General features: G+C 67.2%; 14 protein-coding genes and 1 riboswitch. Of the genes, 7 read left to right on the plus strand and 7 right to left on the minus strand.

Annotated elements, in window-relative coordinates; translation table 11 throughout:
* Positions 1-7 precede the first annotated feature (7 nt).
* Genes HV786_RS12445 through HV786_RS12455 form a run of 3 tightly spaced genes read right to left on the minus strand, consistent with a single transcriptional unit; the run spans position 8 to position 3,684 of the window.
* On the minus strand, positions 8-1,081 hold the full coding sequence (locus tag HV786_RS12445) for an ABC transporter permease (RefSeq protein ID WP_063953565.1): 1,074 nt from the start codon (positions 1,079-1,081) through the stop codon (positions 8-10).
* 45 nt (positions 1,082-1,126) lie between these two features.
* Positions 1,127-2,656, minus strand: coding sequence for an ABC transporter ATP-binding protein (locus HV786_RS12450; RefSeq protein ID WP_175210994.1), 1,530 nt, complete (start codon positions 2,654-2,656; stop codon positions 1,127-1,129).
* Positions 2,653-3,684 carry a BMP family protein gene (locus HV786_RS12455; RefSeq protein WP_128829323.1) on the minus strand — a complete coding sequence of 344 codons (1,032 nt, stop codon included), beginning with the start codon at positions 3,682-3,684 and terminating at the stop codon, positions 2,653-2,655. The genes HV786_RS12450 and HV786_RS12455 overlap by 4 nt, the downstream gene beginning before the upstream one ends.
* 452 nt (positions 3,685-4,136) lie before the next feature.
* On the opposite strand from HV786_RS12455, the gene HV786_RS12460 reads away from it, so the two are divergent.
* From HV786_RS12460 to HV786_RS12485, 6 genes are all read left to right on the plus strand, one after another.
* Positions 4,137-5,051: a DedA family protein/thiosulfate sulfurtransferase GlpE gene (locus HV786_RS12460; RefSeq protein ID WP_175210996.1), complete on the plus strand. Its 915-nt coding sequence runs from the start codon at positions 4,137-4,139 to the stop codon at positions 5,049-5,051.
* 112 nt (positions 5,052-5,163) lie between these two features.
* Positions 5,164-6,090, plus strand: a complete 927-nt coding sequence (gene panE, locus HV786_RS12465; RefSeq protein WP_062839339.1) for a 2-dehydropantoate 2-reductase — start codon at positions 5,164-5,166, stop codon at positions 6,088-6,090.
* 259 nt (positions 6,091-6,349) lie between these two features.
* Entirely contained in the window at positions 6,350-6,961 is a 612-nt protein-coding gene (locus HV786_RS12470; RefSeq protein WP_062839340.1) for an NAD(P)-dependent oxidoreductase, read from the plus strand.
* A gap of 63 nt (positions 6,962-7,024) precedes the next feature.
* The gene (locus HV786_RS12475) at positions 7,025-7,483 is read left to right on the plus strand and encodes a nuclear transport factor 2 family protein (RefSeq protein ID WP_056327686.1); all 459 of its coding nucleotides are present in this window, start codon (positions 7,025-7,027) and stop codon (positions 7,481-7,483) included.
* Between the two features lie 7 nt (positions 7,484-7,490).
* Entirely contained in the window at positions 7,491-8,054 is a 564-nt protein-coding gene (locus tag HV786_RS12480) for a flavin reductase family protein (RefSeq protein WP_420809639.1), read from the plus strand.
* Between the two features lie 5 nt (positions 8,055-8,059).
* Positions 8,060-8,560: a nucleoside 2-deoxyribosyltransferase gene (locus HV786_RS12485; RefSeq protein WP_128829696.1), complete on the plus strand. Its 501-nt coding sequence runs from the start codon at positions 8,060-8,062 to the stop codon at positions 8,558-8,560.
* A 16-nt stretch (positions 8,561-8,576) separates the two neighbouring features.
* On the opposite strand, the gene HV786_RS12490 is transcribed toward HV786_RS12485, so the two are convergent.
* The 3 genes from HV786_RS12490 to HV786_RS12500 all read right to left on the minus strand — a co-directional run bounded on the left by HV786_RS12490 (position 8,577) and on the right by HV786_RS12500 (position 11,003).
* Positions 8,577-9,227, minus strand: a complete 651-nt coding sequence (locus tag HV786_RS12490; protein WP_062839343.1) for a TetR/AcrR family transcriptional regulator — start codon at positions 9,225-9,227, stop codon at positions 8,577-8,579.
* 83 nt (positions 9,228-9,310) lie between these two features.
* Positions 9,311-10,030 (minus strand): 3,4-dihydroxy-2-butanone-4-phosphate synthase, encoded by a 720-nt coding sequence (gene ribB / locus HV786_RS12495; protein ID WP_056327690.1) that lies wholly within the window; start codon positions 10,028-10,030, stop codon positions 9,311-9,313.
* Positions 10,031-10,143: 113 nt separating this feature from the next.
* Positions 10,144-10,295: riboswitch (FMN riboswitch) on the minus strand.
* A 111-nt stretch (positions 10,296-10,406) separates the two neighbouring features.
* On the minus strand, positions 10,407-11,003 hold the full coding sequence (locus HV786_RS12500; RefSeq protein WP_128829697.1) for an SET domain-containing protein: 597 nt from the start codon (positions 11,001-11,003) through the stop codon (positions 10,407-10,409).
* A gap of 106 nt (positions 11,004-11,109) precedes the next feature.
* Between HV786_RS12500 and HV786_RS12505 the strand changes: the two genes are divergently transcribed.
* Positions 11,110-12,030: a bestrophin family protein gene (locus HV786_RS12505; RefSeq protein ID WP_056327692.1), complete on the plus strand. Its 921-nt coding sequence runs from the start codon at positions 11,110-11,112 to the stop codon at positions 12,028-12,030.
* Positions 12,031-12,052: 22 nt separating this feature from the next.
* Here the strand turns inward: HV786_RS12505 and HV786_RS12510 are convergent, their stop codons facing one another.
* Positions 12,053-12,523 (minus strand): Lrp/AsnC family transcriptional regulator, encoded by a 471-nt coding sequence (locus HV786_RS12510; protein WP_076518156.1) that lies wholly within the window; start codon positions 12,521-12,523, stop codon positions 12,053-12,055.
* Between the last annotated feature and the right edge of the window lie 90 nt (positions 12,524-12,613).

The raw sequence follows: 12,613 nt of genomic DNA on the forward strand, positions 1-12,613 counted from the left end.
GTGCTCCTCAAGCCTTGTTGCGGCGCAGGCGGTACTGCGCGAATAGCGTCGCGACCAGCATGGCGAGCAGCGAAGTGGCGACGATGACGTCGGCGATGTAGTTGGGCACCGCGATGGCGCGGCTCATGCTGTCGGCGCCGACCAGCATGCCGGCCACGAAGATGCTGGCCAGGATCACGCCCAGCGGATGCAGGCCGGCCAGCATGGCGACGACGACGCCCGTGTAGCCGTAACCCGGCGACATATCCAGCGTGACGTAGCTGGTGCGCCCCGCGACTTCAATGGCGCCGGCCAGACCGGCCAGCGCGCCGGACAGCATGGCGGTGCCCAGCATCACGCGGTTCACCGGCAGGCCCAGAAAGCGTGACGCATGAGCGTTGGCGCCCACCGCGCGCATCTGAAAGCCAAAGACGGTGTAGCGGTTCAGCAGCCACAGGCCCAGCGCCAGGCCGGCGGCCCACAACAGGCCCGTGTGGGCGCGCGTGCGTTCGATGAGCTTGCCCAATTCCAGGTCGCCGTTCAGCGCCACCGATTGCGGCCAGCCCATCGCCATCGGATCCTTCATCGGGCCGTCCAGCATCATCGACACGAACAGCAGCACGATGAAGTTGCCCAGCAGCGTGGTCACCACTTCGTCGACGCCCAGGCGGGTTTTCATGATGGCCGGAATCAGCAGCAGCAAGGCGCCGGCCAGCGCCGCGGCCAGCATCATGCCGCCAAACAGTACCGGCACCGGCAGGTCAAAGCCCGTCCCGTCGTGCAGGCCGCCCACGGCCACCGCCGCCAGCGCGCCCAGATAGAGCTGCCCTTCGGCGCCGATGTTGTAGAAGCGGGCGCGAAAGGCCACGGCACAGGCAAGGCCCGTCAGCATCAGCGGCGTGGCGCGCGTCAGGGTTTCGGACAGCGCGAAGCGTGTGCCGAACGCGCCCTCGAACAGCAGCGCGTAAGTGCGGCCGACGGGGGCGCCCGCCCAAGCCACCAGCAGCGTGCAGACCGCCAGCGTAAAGAGGATGGCCGCGATGGGCGCCAATGCCAGCGCAAGGCGGCTGGGCTCGGGGCGGCGTTCCAGGATCAGTTTCATGGGATGCTCAAAAGTGAAGAAAACCGGGCGGCACGGTTCGCACCGTCACGCCCGGGTTCCCGTCATGGCCAGGCCGACGGTGGCCGGCGTCCATTCGGCCACCGGCTTGACCGCGACCAGCTTGCCGCCGCACAGCACGGCGATGCGGTCGGCCAGGGCAAAGATCTCTTCGAGGTCCTCGGACACCAGCAGCACGCCGGCGCCGCGGGCGCGGGCGGCCAGAAGCTGCTCGCGCACGTAGGCGACAGCGCCGATGTCCAGGCCCCAGGTGGGCTGATCGGCCACGATGAAGCGCGGCTCGCGCGCCAGCGTGCGGCCCAGGATCAGCTTTTGCATGTTGCCGCCCGACAGGCTGCGCGTACGCACGTCCAGCGAAGCGGCGCGGACGTCGAACTGCTTGGCCAGCGACGCCGCGTAGGCCTTGCCCGCGCGGGCGCGGATCAGGCCATGACGCGCGAAGCGCTTGTCCTTCAGGTCTTCGACGATGGCGTTTTCCCACAAGGGGCTGTCGCCGATCATGCCTTCGCCGTGGCGGTCTTCCGGGATGCGGCCCACGCGCGCGGCGGTCCAGCCGGCGGGCGTGGTGGGTGCGGGGGCGTGTTCCGGACCCAGCCGGATCGTGCCGTCCGAGGGCTGGCGCAGGCCGGTCAGCACCGACACCAGCGCCTGTTGGCCGTTGCCGGCCACGCCGGCGATGGCCACGATTTCATGCGTGTGGACCACGAGGTCCAGGCTGTCCAGGCGCGGCGCGCCATCGCGGCTGTCGCGCACGGTGACCTGGGACAGCGTCACCACGGGTGCGGCCTGCTCGGCGGCCGAAGCGGCTTCGGCGCGTGGCATGACCACCTTGCGGCCCACCATCAGTTCGGCCAGTTCCGCGGGATTGGTGCCCGCGGTCTCGCGTTCCGCGACCAACTTGCCTTGCCGCAGCACGGCCACGCGACGTGACACGGCCATCACTTCGTCCAGCTTGTGCGAAATGAAGATGACCGCCAGTCCTTCGTCGACGAAGCCGCGCAACGTGGCGAACAGGTCCTGTACTTCCTGCGGCGTGAGGACGGCGGTGGGCTCGTCCAGGATTAGCACCCGGGCGCCGCGGTACAGCGCCTTCAGGATTTCGACGCGCTGTTTTTCACCGACCGACAGCGTGCCCACGCGCGCGTCCGGGTCCACGCCCAGGCCGAAGCGCTGGCCCAGTTCCACGAGGCGCTTGCGGGCCTGGCCGCGGCCCGAGGCCAGCTTCCAGAGCGATTCGGTGCCCACCATGATGTTGTCCAGCACGGTGAGGTTGTCGGCCAGCGTGAAATGCTGATGCACCATGCCGACGCCCGCCGCCAGCGCGGCGTCGGGCCGGCCGGCGGGCAGGGGCTTGCCGAAGACTTCGATACTGCCGGCGTCGGCCACGTAGTGGCCGAACAGGATCGACACCAGGGTCGATTTGCCGGCGCCGTTCTCGCCCAGCAAGGCCAACACTTCGCCCTGGCGCAGCGTGAGCGAAACATCGTCGTTGGCCGTCAGGCTGCCGAAGCGTTTGGTGATCCCCGTCAGTTGCAGGGCGAGAGGCGCTTGATTCATCGTGCCGAGGACTTGGGTTCTTTGTCGTTGACCTTGACGGTGAAGCTGCCGTCCAGGATGGCCTTTTCCTTGGCCCGGACCTTGGCGATCAGGTCGGCCGGGATCTTCTGTTCGAAGGTGCCCAGCGGCGCGAGCGACGAGCCCTTGTGCTTCATCAGCGAGTACTGGCCGAAGTCGTCGGCCTTGAACGTGCCGGCCTTGACCTGCTTGAGGGCTTCGTCGATGGTCGGCTCCATGCTCCACAGCGCCGAGGCGACGACCGTCTCGGGGTACTGCGGCTGGGTGTCGATCACGTTGCCGATGGCCAGCTTGCCGCGCTCCTTGGCGGCGTCCGACACGCCGAAGCGTTCGGCGTACAGCACGTCCGCGCCCTTGTCGATCATCGCGAAGGCGGCTTCCTTGGCCTTCGGGGGATCGAACCACGAGCCGATGAAGGTCACGGTGAATTCAGCCTTCGGATTGATTTCCTTGGCGCCTTCGATGAAGGCCTGCATCAGGCGGTTCACTTCGGGGATGGGATAGCCGCCCACCAGGCCGATCTTGCCGGTCTTGCTCATGCCGCCGGCGATCATGCCGGTCAGGTAGGCCGGTTCCTGGATGTAGTTGTCGAACACCGAGAAGTTGGGCTGCTGGGGCTTGCCCGACGAACCCATCAGGAAGGCGGTCTGCGGATAGTCCTTGGCGACCTTGCGGGCGGCGGCTTCCACGGCGAAGGCTTCGCCCACGATCAGCTTGTTGCCTTGTTCAGCGTACTGGCGCAGCACGCGCTCGTAGTCGGCGTTGGTGACGTTTTCCGAGAACGTGTAGTCGATGTCGCCACGGTCGCGCGCGGCCGACAGCGCCTTGTGGATGCGCGATACCCATTGTTGTTCGACCGGCACCGTGTACACGGCGGCGACCTTGGTCTTGGCGGGCGCCTGGGCCAGGGCCGCGCCCGAGAACAGCGTTGCGCCGGCTGCAGCCAGGGCCAGCTTGAGCAGGCCGCGGCGGGCGATGCCGCTGGCGGTCGAAAGGGAAAGGGATTTCATGCAGGTGACTCCTACGCGGGGAAGGACAGGGAATGGAGATGAGGGGGGATGACGCCCGCAGCACGGAGGCCGCTGCGGCCGGCAGGCATGCCGGGCAGATCGTGCGTGAACGGGGGCGTGGGCTCGGTCATCGGATGGGAGCGCCAGGCGGCGCACCCGCCCGAATGGTCGAGTTCTCAGCCTGTCCTGGCGAAGCAATTTGTATGCCACGGGGCAGTCCCGCGACAAGGCGGGCAAACCTGATGGCCGGGCAGAATTATAGGCACCCTGGCGGGGAAGCGTGGCACCACATTGGTGCGCCGCGTCTCTGAAGGCGGGGCATGGGCGGGGATGCCGGGCGTGAATGGAACAGACCGTTGCCGCGCGGCGGGCAGGGTCTATGGCCCCGGCGCGCAGCCGCGCGCCTAAAATCCGCGGATGAGCCGCGCCGCGCGCGGCAAGCTGGAAATCCCATGCAAGATATTCAATTGCTGCTCGAGCAGTACGGCGGGTGGCTGGTGTTCGGCAACGTCCTCATCGAGCAGGCCGGTCTGCCGGTGCCCGCCTATCCCATGATCATCGCGGCCGGCGCGCTGGCCGGCGCCGCCGGCTGGCTTGTGCCCCTTCTGGCCGCGACCGCCGCCTGCCTCATCGCCGACAGCCTGTGGTACTGGGCCGGGCGGCGCTACGGATCGCGACTCTTGGGCGTGGTCTGCAAGGTGTCGCTGTCGCAGGATTCGTGCATCCGCCAGACGCAGCGCCTGTACCTGCGCATCGGCGTGCGCGCGCTCTTGGTGTGCAAGTTCCTGCCGGGCGCGGGCGCGCTGTCCACCGTCATGGCGGGGCTGACCAACACGCCGTACCGCCGCTTCTTTCTCTACGACCTGGCCGGCGCGCTGATCTGGGTGGGCTCGGCCCTGTTGCTGGGCGGCCTTTTCCACAGCGTGGTCAACGACGTGCTCGACATCCTGGGCACCTACGGCCCGATGGGGCTGGCGGTGCTGGCGGCCGTGCTGGCGGTGTACATCGTGGCCCGCTATCTGCGGCGCAAGATCCTGCTGCGCAGCCTGCGCGTCATTCCGCGGCTGTCGGTGGACGAGCTGATGCAGTGGCGCCAGAGCGGACGCAATGCGCTGGTCTTCGACGTGCGGCCAGAGGCCCAGCGCGACGCGGCACGCATTCCGGGCGCCGTGGCCGTGGACCTGAAGCAGCCGCTGCCCGCGCTCGATCCCGGCGCGATCGATTCCGACATCGTGGTCTATTGCGCATGCCCGAATGAAGTGTCGGCCGCCCTGCTGGCCTCGCGGCTGCGTGCGGCCGGCTACCGCAAGATCTGGGCGCTGCGCGGCGGCTACGACGCCTGGGCCGAACGCGAACAGCAGGCCTGAAGCGTCCGGCGCATGGCCCCTCGGGGGGCGGGCGCTGGGCGGCGCGCCAGACCCGGGCGCATAATGCGCGCATCGGCCCGCGCCCGACGCGGGCAGTCAACAGGAGACAGGCATGCGGTTGTTGTTCTTGGGCGCCGGCGGCACCGGCGGATACTTTGGCGGACGCGCGGCGCAAGCCGGCGCGGACGTGACGTTCCTGGTGCGCGAGCCGCGCGCCGCGCGCATCCGCGAACACGGACTGCGCATCCAGAGTCCGCTGGGCGATGCCACGCTGCACCCCAAGCTGGTCACGCAGCAGACGCTGAAGGACAGCTACGACATCGTCGTCTTGTCTTGCAAGGCCTACGACCTGGACAGCGCCATCGAGGCCATCCGGCCGGCCGTGGGTCCCGACACCGCCGTGCTGCCCATCATGAACGGCGTGCTCCAGTACGACGTGCTGGACCGCGAGTTCGAGCCGCATCGCGTGCTGGGCGGTCTGTGCCAGATCAACGCCACCCTCGGTCCCGAAGGCGAAGTGGTCCACCTGGGCAAACACGCCAACCTGGTGTTCGGCGAACGCGCCGGTCCTGCGCGCAGCGAGCGCTGCGTGGCGCTGGAGCAGGCGCTGGCGGGCGGCGAATACGTCAGCCGCCTGAGCGAAAACATCTACCAGGACATCTGGGAAAAGTACGTCATGCTGACGACGCTGGCCGCCGCCACCTGCCTGATGCGCGGCTCGGTGGGCGAGATCGCATCGACCGACGACGGGGTCGACATCCTGCTCGGCCTGCTGCAGGAATCGCAGGCGGTCGCCGCGGCCTCCGGCCATCCCGTGCGTCCCGAGGCGGATGCCACCGTGCGCAAGCTGCTGTCCGACCGCACCCAGCCCATGACCGCCTCCATGTTCCGCGACCTGCGCCAGGGCCTGCCCGTGGAAGCGGACCACATCGTCGGCGACATGGTCCGCCGCGCCCGCACGCTGGGCGTGGACGCCACCTACCTGCGCGTGGCTTATTCGCACCTGCAGGTCTACCAGGCGCAACGCGCCGCCCGCTGATCGCGGGAGCGGCCCCCTGTTCAAGCGGGGCCGCCGGGCGCACACTGATTGCGCGTGCCGCGGCGTGCGGCGCGCGTCCGGTCATATCGCGCTGCGGCCGGTTCGCACCCATTGGTGCACGGGTTGCAACAAACTCTTCCTGGTTAGCGGGTTTTTCGTTCGGATTTGACCGAATAGTATGGCTTGGCCTGAGCCGAAGCCCGTGCTGCCGCAATCGTGCGGCGGCCGCTTCCGGCCCATTCCTCCCAGGAGCAAGACCATGAAAATCGCATTGATCGGCATTACCGGCCGCGTGGGGTCCCGCGTGGCGGACGAATTGTTGAAGCGCGGCCACCAGGTGACGGGCATCGCCCGCAACCCGGCCGACGTTAACGAGCAGCCGGGCCTGACCGTCCGCCAGGGCGATGCCACCGATCCCGAAGGCCTGACCCCGATCCTGACCGGCCACGACGCCGTCATCAGCGCCACGCGTTTCGTGTCCACCGATGCCAAGCCCCTCCTGGCCGCCGTGAAGAACGCCGGCGTGCCGCGTCTGTTGGTGGTGGGCGGTGCGGGCAGCCTGCTGGTTGCGCCCGGCAAGATGCTGATCGACACCCCCGAGTTCCCGGACGCCTACAAGCCCGAGGCGCGCGCAGGCGTCGTGTTCCTGGACACGCTGCGCCAGGAAAAGGTGCTGAACTGGACCTTCCTGTCGCCCTCGGCCATGTTCGAGCCCGGCGAGCGCACTGGATCCTTCCGTGTGGGCGACGACAATCTGCTGGCCGACGACGAGGGCAAGAGCTGGATTTCGATGGAAGACTACGCGATCGCCCTGGCCGACGAAGTCGAAACGCCGCGGCATTCGCGCCGCCGCTATACCGTCGGATACTGATCTTGCGCCGCGTTTGTTTGTAAACTGGCAGGCCGCCAGCCGGCGTCATTTGAGTAGTCCTGTATGCGTATGAAGTGGAAATCCTTGGCTGCCTGCCTGCTGGTCGCCGCCAGTTGCGTGGCGGCTGCGCCGGCGCTTGCGGCCGCGCCGCAGTCGAACAAGGAAATTGCCGTCGCGTTCTTCCGCATGATGTTCCAGGACCGCGATATCGACGAGGCGGTGCGCCTGTACGTCGGCCCGAATTACACCCAGCACAACCCGTACATGCAGGACGGTGTCGGGCCGATGGTCGACTTTTTCCCGCGCTACTTTGAGCAGCATCCGCAGGCCATCGTCGAGATCAAGCGCGTGATCGCCGAAGGCGACCTCGTCATGATCCACAACCTGTGGCGCGACTCGCCCGAAGACCGCGGCCAGGCCGTGGTCGACATCTTCCGCCTCGAAGGCGGCAAGATCGTCGAACACTGGGACGTGAGCCAGGAAATCCCCGAGAACCCCGCCAACAAGAACGGCATGTTCTAGGCTGCCCATGATCGAACCCGTCGACCTGCCACGCGCCTATCTGCTTTTGAACCACGGCCCGACCGTGCTGGTGACCAGCGCGCACGGCGGCGCCCGCAACGTGATGGCCGCGGCCTGGGCCATGCCGCTGGACTTCAGTCCGCCCAAGATGCTGGTGGTGGTGGACAAGAACACCTGGACGCGCGAGCTCATCGAAGCCTCGGGCGAATTCGCGCTGTGCATTCCGTCGCGCGCGCAGGCGCACGCCACGCTGCAAGTGGGCTCGCACTCGGGGCGCGACGAAGACAAGTTCCAGGCCAGCGGCCTGACCACGTTTGCCGCCAGCAAGATCGGCGCGCCGCTTATCGAGGGCTGCCTCGGGTGGCTGGAATGCAAGGTCATTCCTGAACCCCACAATCAGCAGGCCTACGACCTTTTCATCGGCGAGGTCGTGGCCGCGTGGGCGGCGCCGGACGTGTTCTCGGGCAACCGCTGGCACTTTCCGGACGACGAGCGCCGTTCGGTGCATTACGTGGCCGGCGGCTCCTTCTTCGCCACCGGCGAATCCTTCAACGTCGCCGATCCGGAGTAAGGGCCATGCGCAGCGTGTATCTGGCGGGTTTCGACGTCTTTCTTCCGGATGCCGTGGCGCACGGCGAAAGGCTCAAGACGCTGTGCGCCACCTACGGTTTCGAGGGCGTGTTTCCGCTGGACAACGCGGCGCCGCCGGACCTGTCCGGACAGGCGCTGGCGCAGTGGATCTATCGCGCCAACGTCGCGCTGATCCGCCGCGCCGACATGGTGATGGCGAACCTGAATCCGTTTCGTGGCGCCGAGCCCGATTCGGGCACGGCCTTCGAGGTGGGTTACGCCATTGCCTGCGGCAAACCCGTGTGGGGCTATACCGGCCAGTCGGGCAGCCTGATCGATCAGGTGGCGGTGGGGGCGGCGGCCGACGACGGCGCATCGCGCATGGTCGACGCCCAGGGCCATACCGTCGAGGACTTCGGCCTGAGCCTTAACCTGATGCTGGCGTGCAGCGCGCGCATCGTGAATGGCGGTCCGGCGGACTGCCTGGCCAGCATGGCGCGCAGCTGACGGTTGATTCCAGCAGCTAGGCGCGCGCGGGCTTCCTCTTTTTGGCGGCGCCAGCTGGCGCGCCCAGATACCCCATCACTGCATCGACCACCGCGGCCTCCAGCTGCCTGGGCGTGAAGCCCGCCGGCGGCTCCAGCGCGGCCGCGTGCACCAGCGATTCCATGATGCGCAGGACCACGTAGGTCGCCAGATCCCGGTCCGCCTGCGCGATCTCGGCGCGGTGCAATTCCAGGAGATGCCGCATGCGGCGGTGAATGTCCTGGTCCGCGCGGCTGTGTTCGTGCGGCTGGTCAAACAGCGGAAATTCCCGCTCCAGCACGCGATGCAGCGCCGGCTCCAGCAGATGCGCGTGCAGCATGGCTTGCACGATTGCACCCACGCGTTCGCGCAGCGTGGCCGCCGGGTTGCCGTTCAACACGTCGTCGATCACATCCAGCATCTGGTTGTCGTGACGGTCATGCAGCGCGGCGATCAGCGCGTTCTTGTTCGGAAAGTACTGATACAACGAGCCCACGCTCACGCCGGCCGTTTCCGCAATCAGGTTCGTGTTGGTGCCGGCATAGCCATGCGTGGCCAAAACGTGAGCCGTGGCCTGCAGGATGGTGTCGACGGTGTGCTGGGACCTGAGTTGGCGCGGCGATTTCCGGGGCTGGGGGATGACGGTCATGGGTGGGGCAAAAGCGAGTATTTGCGCGGATTATGCCATCCGCACCGGGGCTGCGATGGCGCGGCCCCACCCGTTGCGGCCGGTCAGACGGTGGCCGCCATCTCCAGGACCTCGTCGTCGATCGCTTCGGCCTGGCCGTCCTGCAGCTTTTGCAGGTGGTCGGCCAGTTCGGCGATGGTCAGCGCCACCAGGCCCTGTTCGGCGGCGTAGCGCTCCAGCGCCGCGCCGCGCATCATCGTGCCGTCGGCGTTCATCAGTTCGCACAGCACGCCCGCAGGACGCAGCCCGGCCAGCACGGCCAGGTCCACCGAGCCTTCGGTGTGGCCGCGGCGCGTCAGCACGCCGCCCGGTTGCGCACGCAGCGGAAACACGTGGCCGGGGCTGACGATGTCGTCGGCCTGCGCCGACGGCGCGATGGCAGCGCGGATCGTGGTCACGCGGTCCACGGCGGACACACCGGTGCTCACGCCTTCGCGCGCTTCGATCGACACGGTGAAGGCCGTGGCAAAGCGGCTCTGGTTGCGCTGGACCATGGGCGGCAGTTCCAGGCGGTCCAGGGTTTCGCCGGGCAGGCACAGGCAGACGATGCCGCTGCCATCGCGGATGAGTTGCGCCATGACGGGCACGGTCAGCCGGTCGGCGGCCACGATCAGGTCGGCTTCGTTTTCGCGGTCAAAGTCGTCCATCAGGATGACGGGACGGCCAAGACGCAGATGATGCAGCGCGCGCTGCAAGCGGGCGGCAAAGGGCTGGGATGCCAGGCTGGGAAGGGGGGACTGCTGGGTAAAGGCAACGTTGGACATTGAAACGCTCTCGCAAAAGGATTGGGCGAAAAACGTTTCAGGGCTAATCGACAGCCGAACGCAATACGGCCAGGCGGGGCGCAAACGCGCCCGGCGCAGCCGAGTATGTGCCGGCACATCTTCTCTCATCCGGACTATGACCGTCGGCCCTGGCTTCTCACCAGGTCTGCTGACCCCGGCCAAATAGCTGGCCGGGCGCTCGCGGGCTCGCCACATTGCATGGCATACCGCCGGTGGGGAATTGCACCCCGCCCTGAAGACGTACTGCATGTCGTGTTAACGACCGAATGATTGTACGCCTGTCCGCCGGACGGGATTGAATATGCTTATTGCAGTTGTGGTCTTCGGAAAGCGCGGGACTGGCCCCGTGTTGCCGTCAGGCCTCGGCGGCGCTGGCCTTTTTGGTCGCGGGGCCCTTATCGGTCTTGGTGGTTTTGGCGGTCTTTTCGGCCTTGGCGGGCTTCTCCGCTTTCTCTTCCTTGTCGGCTTTCTTCGCCTTCTTGGCGGGCAGCGCCAGCATCGTGCCGCGGCACGGCGGCGTGCCGCAGAGGCACTTGTAGCCTTCTTTCAGCGCCTTGGTGATGCGCCCATCCAGCACCAGCCCGTAGTCGTACGACAGCTCGGTGCCGCGCGCGATGTCCTCTAGCGCCACGATGTAGACGCGCTTGCCGTGCTTGCCTTCCTGCGCCTCGCAGTTGGGCTGGCAGGAATGGTTGATCCAGCGGGCGTCGTTGCCCTCGTCGCCGCCGTCGATCACGCGGCCGGAGCTGAGCGCGAAGAAGAAGGTGTGGAAGGGATCGTCCGGATTGGTCGGGTGGCGGCGGTCGGCTTCCTTGGCGCTGATGCGCTTGCCGCCGTACTCGATGATGCGCGTGCCCGCGGGAATCTTGCGGGCGGCGAAGACGCCATTGCCGTGCAGCTTGGAGCGGCGGACTGCGTACCAGGGCTTGATCGGGGTGTCTTCGGTGGTCATTGAAGGTCGCGGGTGGCGTGAGACGAAACAGAATTATATCGGCCGCCTCTTTGCGCGATCACAGGCGTATAGTGAGCGCCGGCTTGTCCCTTGTTTGATATTCATCATGATCGTCCGTCCGCGGCCCTCCGCGCTGGCTCTGTTCTTTGTACTGCGCGGTTCCATCATTCCGCGCATCCTCAGCAGGATCATCGTCATCACGGTGCTCTCCTGCGTGGTGGTGTGGATGTACCACCGCCAGTTCTTCTCGCCCGCGCATCTGACCGCGGTGCCGTTCTCGCTCTTCGGGCTGGCCCTGTCCGTCTTCATGGGCTTTCGCAACAACGTCTGCTATGACCGCTGGTGGGAAGCCCGCAAGCAATGGGGCGACCTCGTCGTGCAGGCGCGCAGCCTGGCGCGCGAGAGCGCCGTGCTGCTGGCGGCCAGCACCGCCAATCCCTTGCAGGAGCGCCTGGTGCGGCGCTGCATCGGATTCGGCTACGGACTGGCGGCGCGGCTTCGCGGGCAGGACATGGTCGAGGCGGTGCGCCCGTGGGTGCAGCAGGACGAGCTGGATTCGCTGGCCGGCTGCCGCAACGTGCCCGATGCCCTGCTCCTGGCCATCAACCGGGATCTCGCGGCCTGCCTGCGGCGCGGTGAGCTGACCGACATCCTGTACCAGGGCCTGACCCAGCGCGTGGCGCAGTGCGCCGCCATCCAGGCGGCCTGCGAGCGCATCAAGTTCACGCCCTGTCCGTTCGCCTATTCGCTGCTCCTGCATCGCACGGCGTGGCTGTTCTGCCTGCTGCTGCCCTTCGGGTTGGTGGGCACGCTGGAGTTCCTGACGCCGCTCGCGGTGACCATCGTCGCCTATACGTTCTTCGGCCTGGACGCGCTGGGCGACGAGCTGGAAGACCCCTTCGGCGCGGACGAGAACGACCTGCCGCTGTCGGCGCTGGCCCGCGTGATCGAGATCGACCTGCTCGAAGGCCTGGGCGTGCGCCCCTTGCCCGAGCCCGCGGTGCCGGTGGACTACGTGCTGCGCTAAAAGAACCGGACGCGGGGGCCGCCTACGCAGCCGGCCCCGTCAGCGGCAGCTTGGTTTCCTTCAGCCGGCGCAGCACGAAGCACGACTTGCTGTGCCGGATGCCCGGGATGCGGTAGAGCTGTTCGCGCAAGAGGCGCTCGTAGTCGCGGGTGTCGCGCACGGCGATGCGGATGTAATAGTCATAGTCGCCCGACACCAGGAAGGCCTCCAGCACCTCGGGGATCTGCGCCAGCGCGCGGCCGAATTCATACAGCGTCTCTTCGCTGTGGCTCTCCAGGGTCACGTGGACGATGACCGTGTCCATGAAACCCAGGCTGGCCGGATCGATGTCCACGGTGTAGCCGCGGATGACCCCGGCGCTCTCCATGCGCTTGATGCGGTTCCAGCACGGGGTGGACGACAGGCCGACCGCCGCGCCGATGTCGTTCAGGCTGGCGCGCGCGTTGTCCTGCAGCACCTTCAAAATGGCCAAGTCGAACTTGTCGAGGTTCATTTTCTTTGATTCCTCCAAATCAAAGATGAATTTACTCCGTCTGCCCGTTATCCGTGGAAAAGAAGATAAAAATTCTTCGGTTCTCCCAAT

Source organism: Achromobacter mucicolens, assembly GCF_902859725.1.
In the GTDB taxonomy this organism is placed as follows: Bacteria; Pseudomonadota; Gammaproteobacteria; order Burkholderiales; family Burkholderiaceae_B; genus Achromobacter; species Achromobacter mucicolens.

What these genes read in the sequence shown, in the direction of transcription:
- HV786_RS12445 (WP_063953565.1), bottom strand. Translation starts at nt 1,081, where the DNA reads ATGAAACTGATCCTGGAACGCCGCCCCGAGCCCAGCCGCCTTGCGCTG.
- HV786_RS12450 (WP_175210994.1), bottom strand. Translation starts at nt 2,656, where the DNA reads ATGAATCAAGCGCCTCTCGCCCTGCAACTGACGGGGATCACCAAACGC.
- HV786_RS12455 (WP_128829323.1), bottom strand. Translation starts at nt 3,684, where the DNA reads ATGAAATCCCTTTCCCTTTCGACCGCCAGCGGCATCGCCCGCCGCGGC.
- HV786_RS12460 (WP_175210996.1), top strand. Translation starts at nt 4,137, where the DNA reads ATGCAAGATATTCAATTGCTGCTCGAGCAGTACGGCGGGTGGCTGGTG.
- panE (WP_062839339.1), top strand. Translation starts at nt 5,164, where the DNA reads ATGCGGTTGTTGTTCTTGGGCGCCGGCGGCACCGGCGGATACTTTGGC.
- HV786_RS12470 (WP_062839340.1), top strand. Translation starts at nt 6,350, where the DNA reads ATGAAAATCGCATTGATCGGCATTACCGGCCGCGTGGGGTCCCGCGTG.
- HV786_RS12475 (WP_056327686.1), top strand. Translation starts at nt 7,025, where the DNA reads ATGCGTATGAAGTGGAAATCCTTGGCTGCCTGCCTGCTGGTCGCCGCC.
- HV786_RS12480 (WP_420809639.1), top strand. Translation starts at nt 7,491, where the DNA reads ATGATCGAACCCGTCGACCTGCCACGCGCCTATCTGCTTTTGAACCAC.
- HV786_RS12485 (WP_128829696.1), top strand. Translation starts at nt 8,060, where the DNA reads ATGCGCAGCGTGTATCTGGCGGGTTTCGACGTCTTTCTTCCGGATGCC.
- HV786_RS12490 (WP_062839343.1), bottom strand. Translation starts at nt 9,227, where the DNA reads ATGACCGTCATCCCCCAGCCCCGGAAATCGCCGCGCCAACTCAGGTCC.
- ribB (WP_056327690.1), bottom strand. Translation starts at nt 10,030, where the DNA reads ATGTCCAACGTTGCCTTTACCCAGCAGTCCCCCCTTCCCAGCCTGGCA.
- HV786_RS12500 (WP_128829697.1), bottom strand. Translation starts at nt 11,003, where the DNA reads ATGACCACCGAAGACACCCCGATCAAGCCCTGGTACGCAGTCCGCCGC.
- HV786_RS12505 (WP_056327692.1), top strand. Translation starts at nt 11,110, where the DNA reads ATGATCGTCCGTCCGCGGCCCTCCGCGCTGGCTCTGTTCTTTGTACTG.
- HV786_RS12510 (WP_076518156.1), bottom strand. Translation starts at nt 12,523, where the DNA reads ATGAACCTCGACAAGTTCGACTTGGCCATTTTGAAGGTGCTGCAGGAC.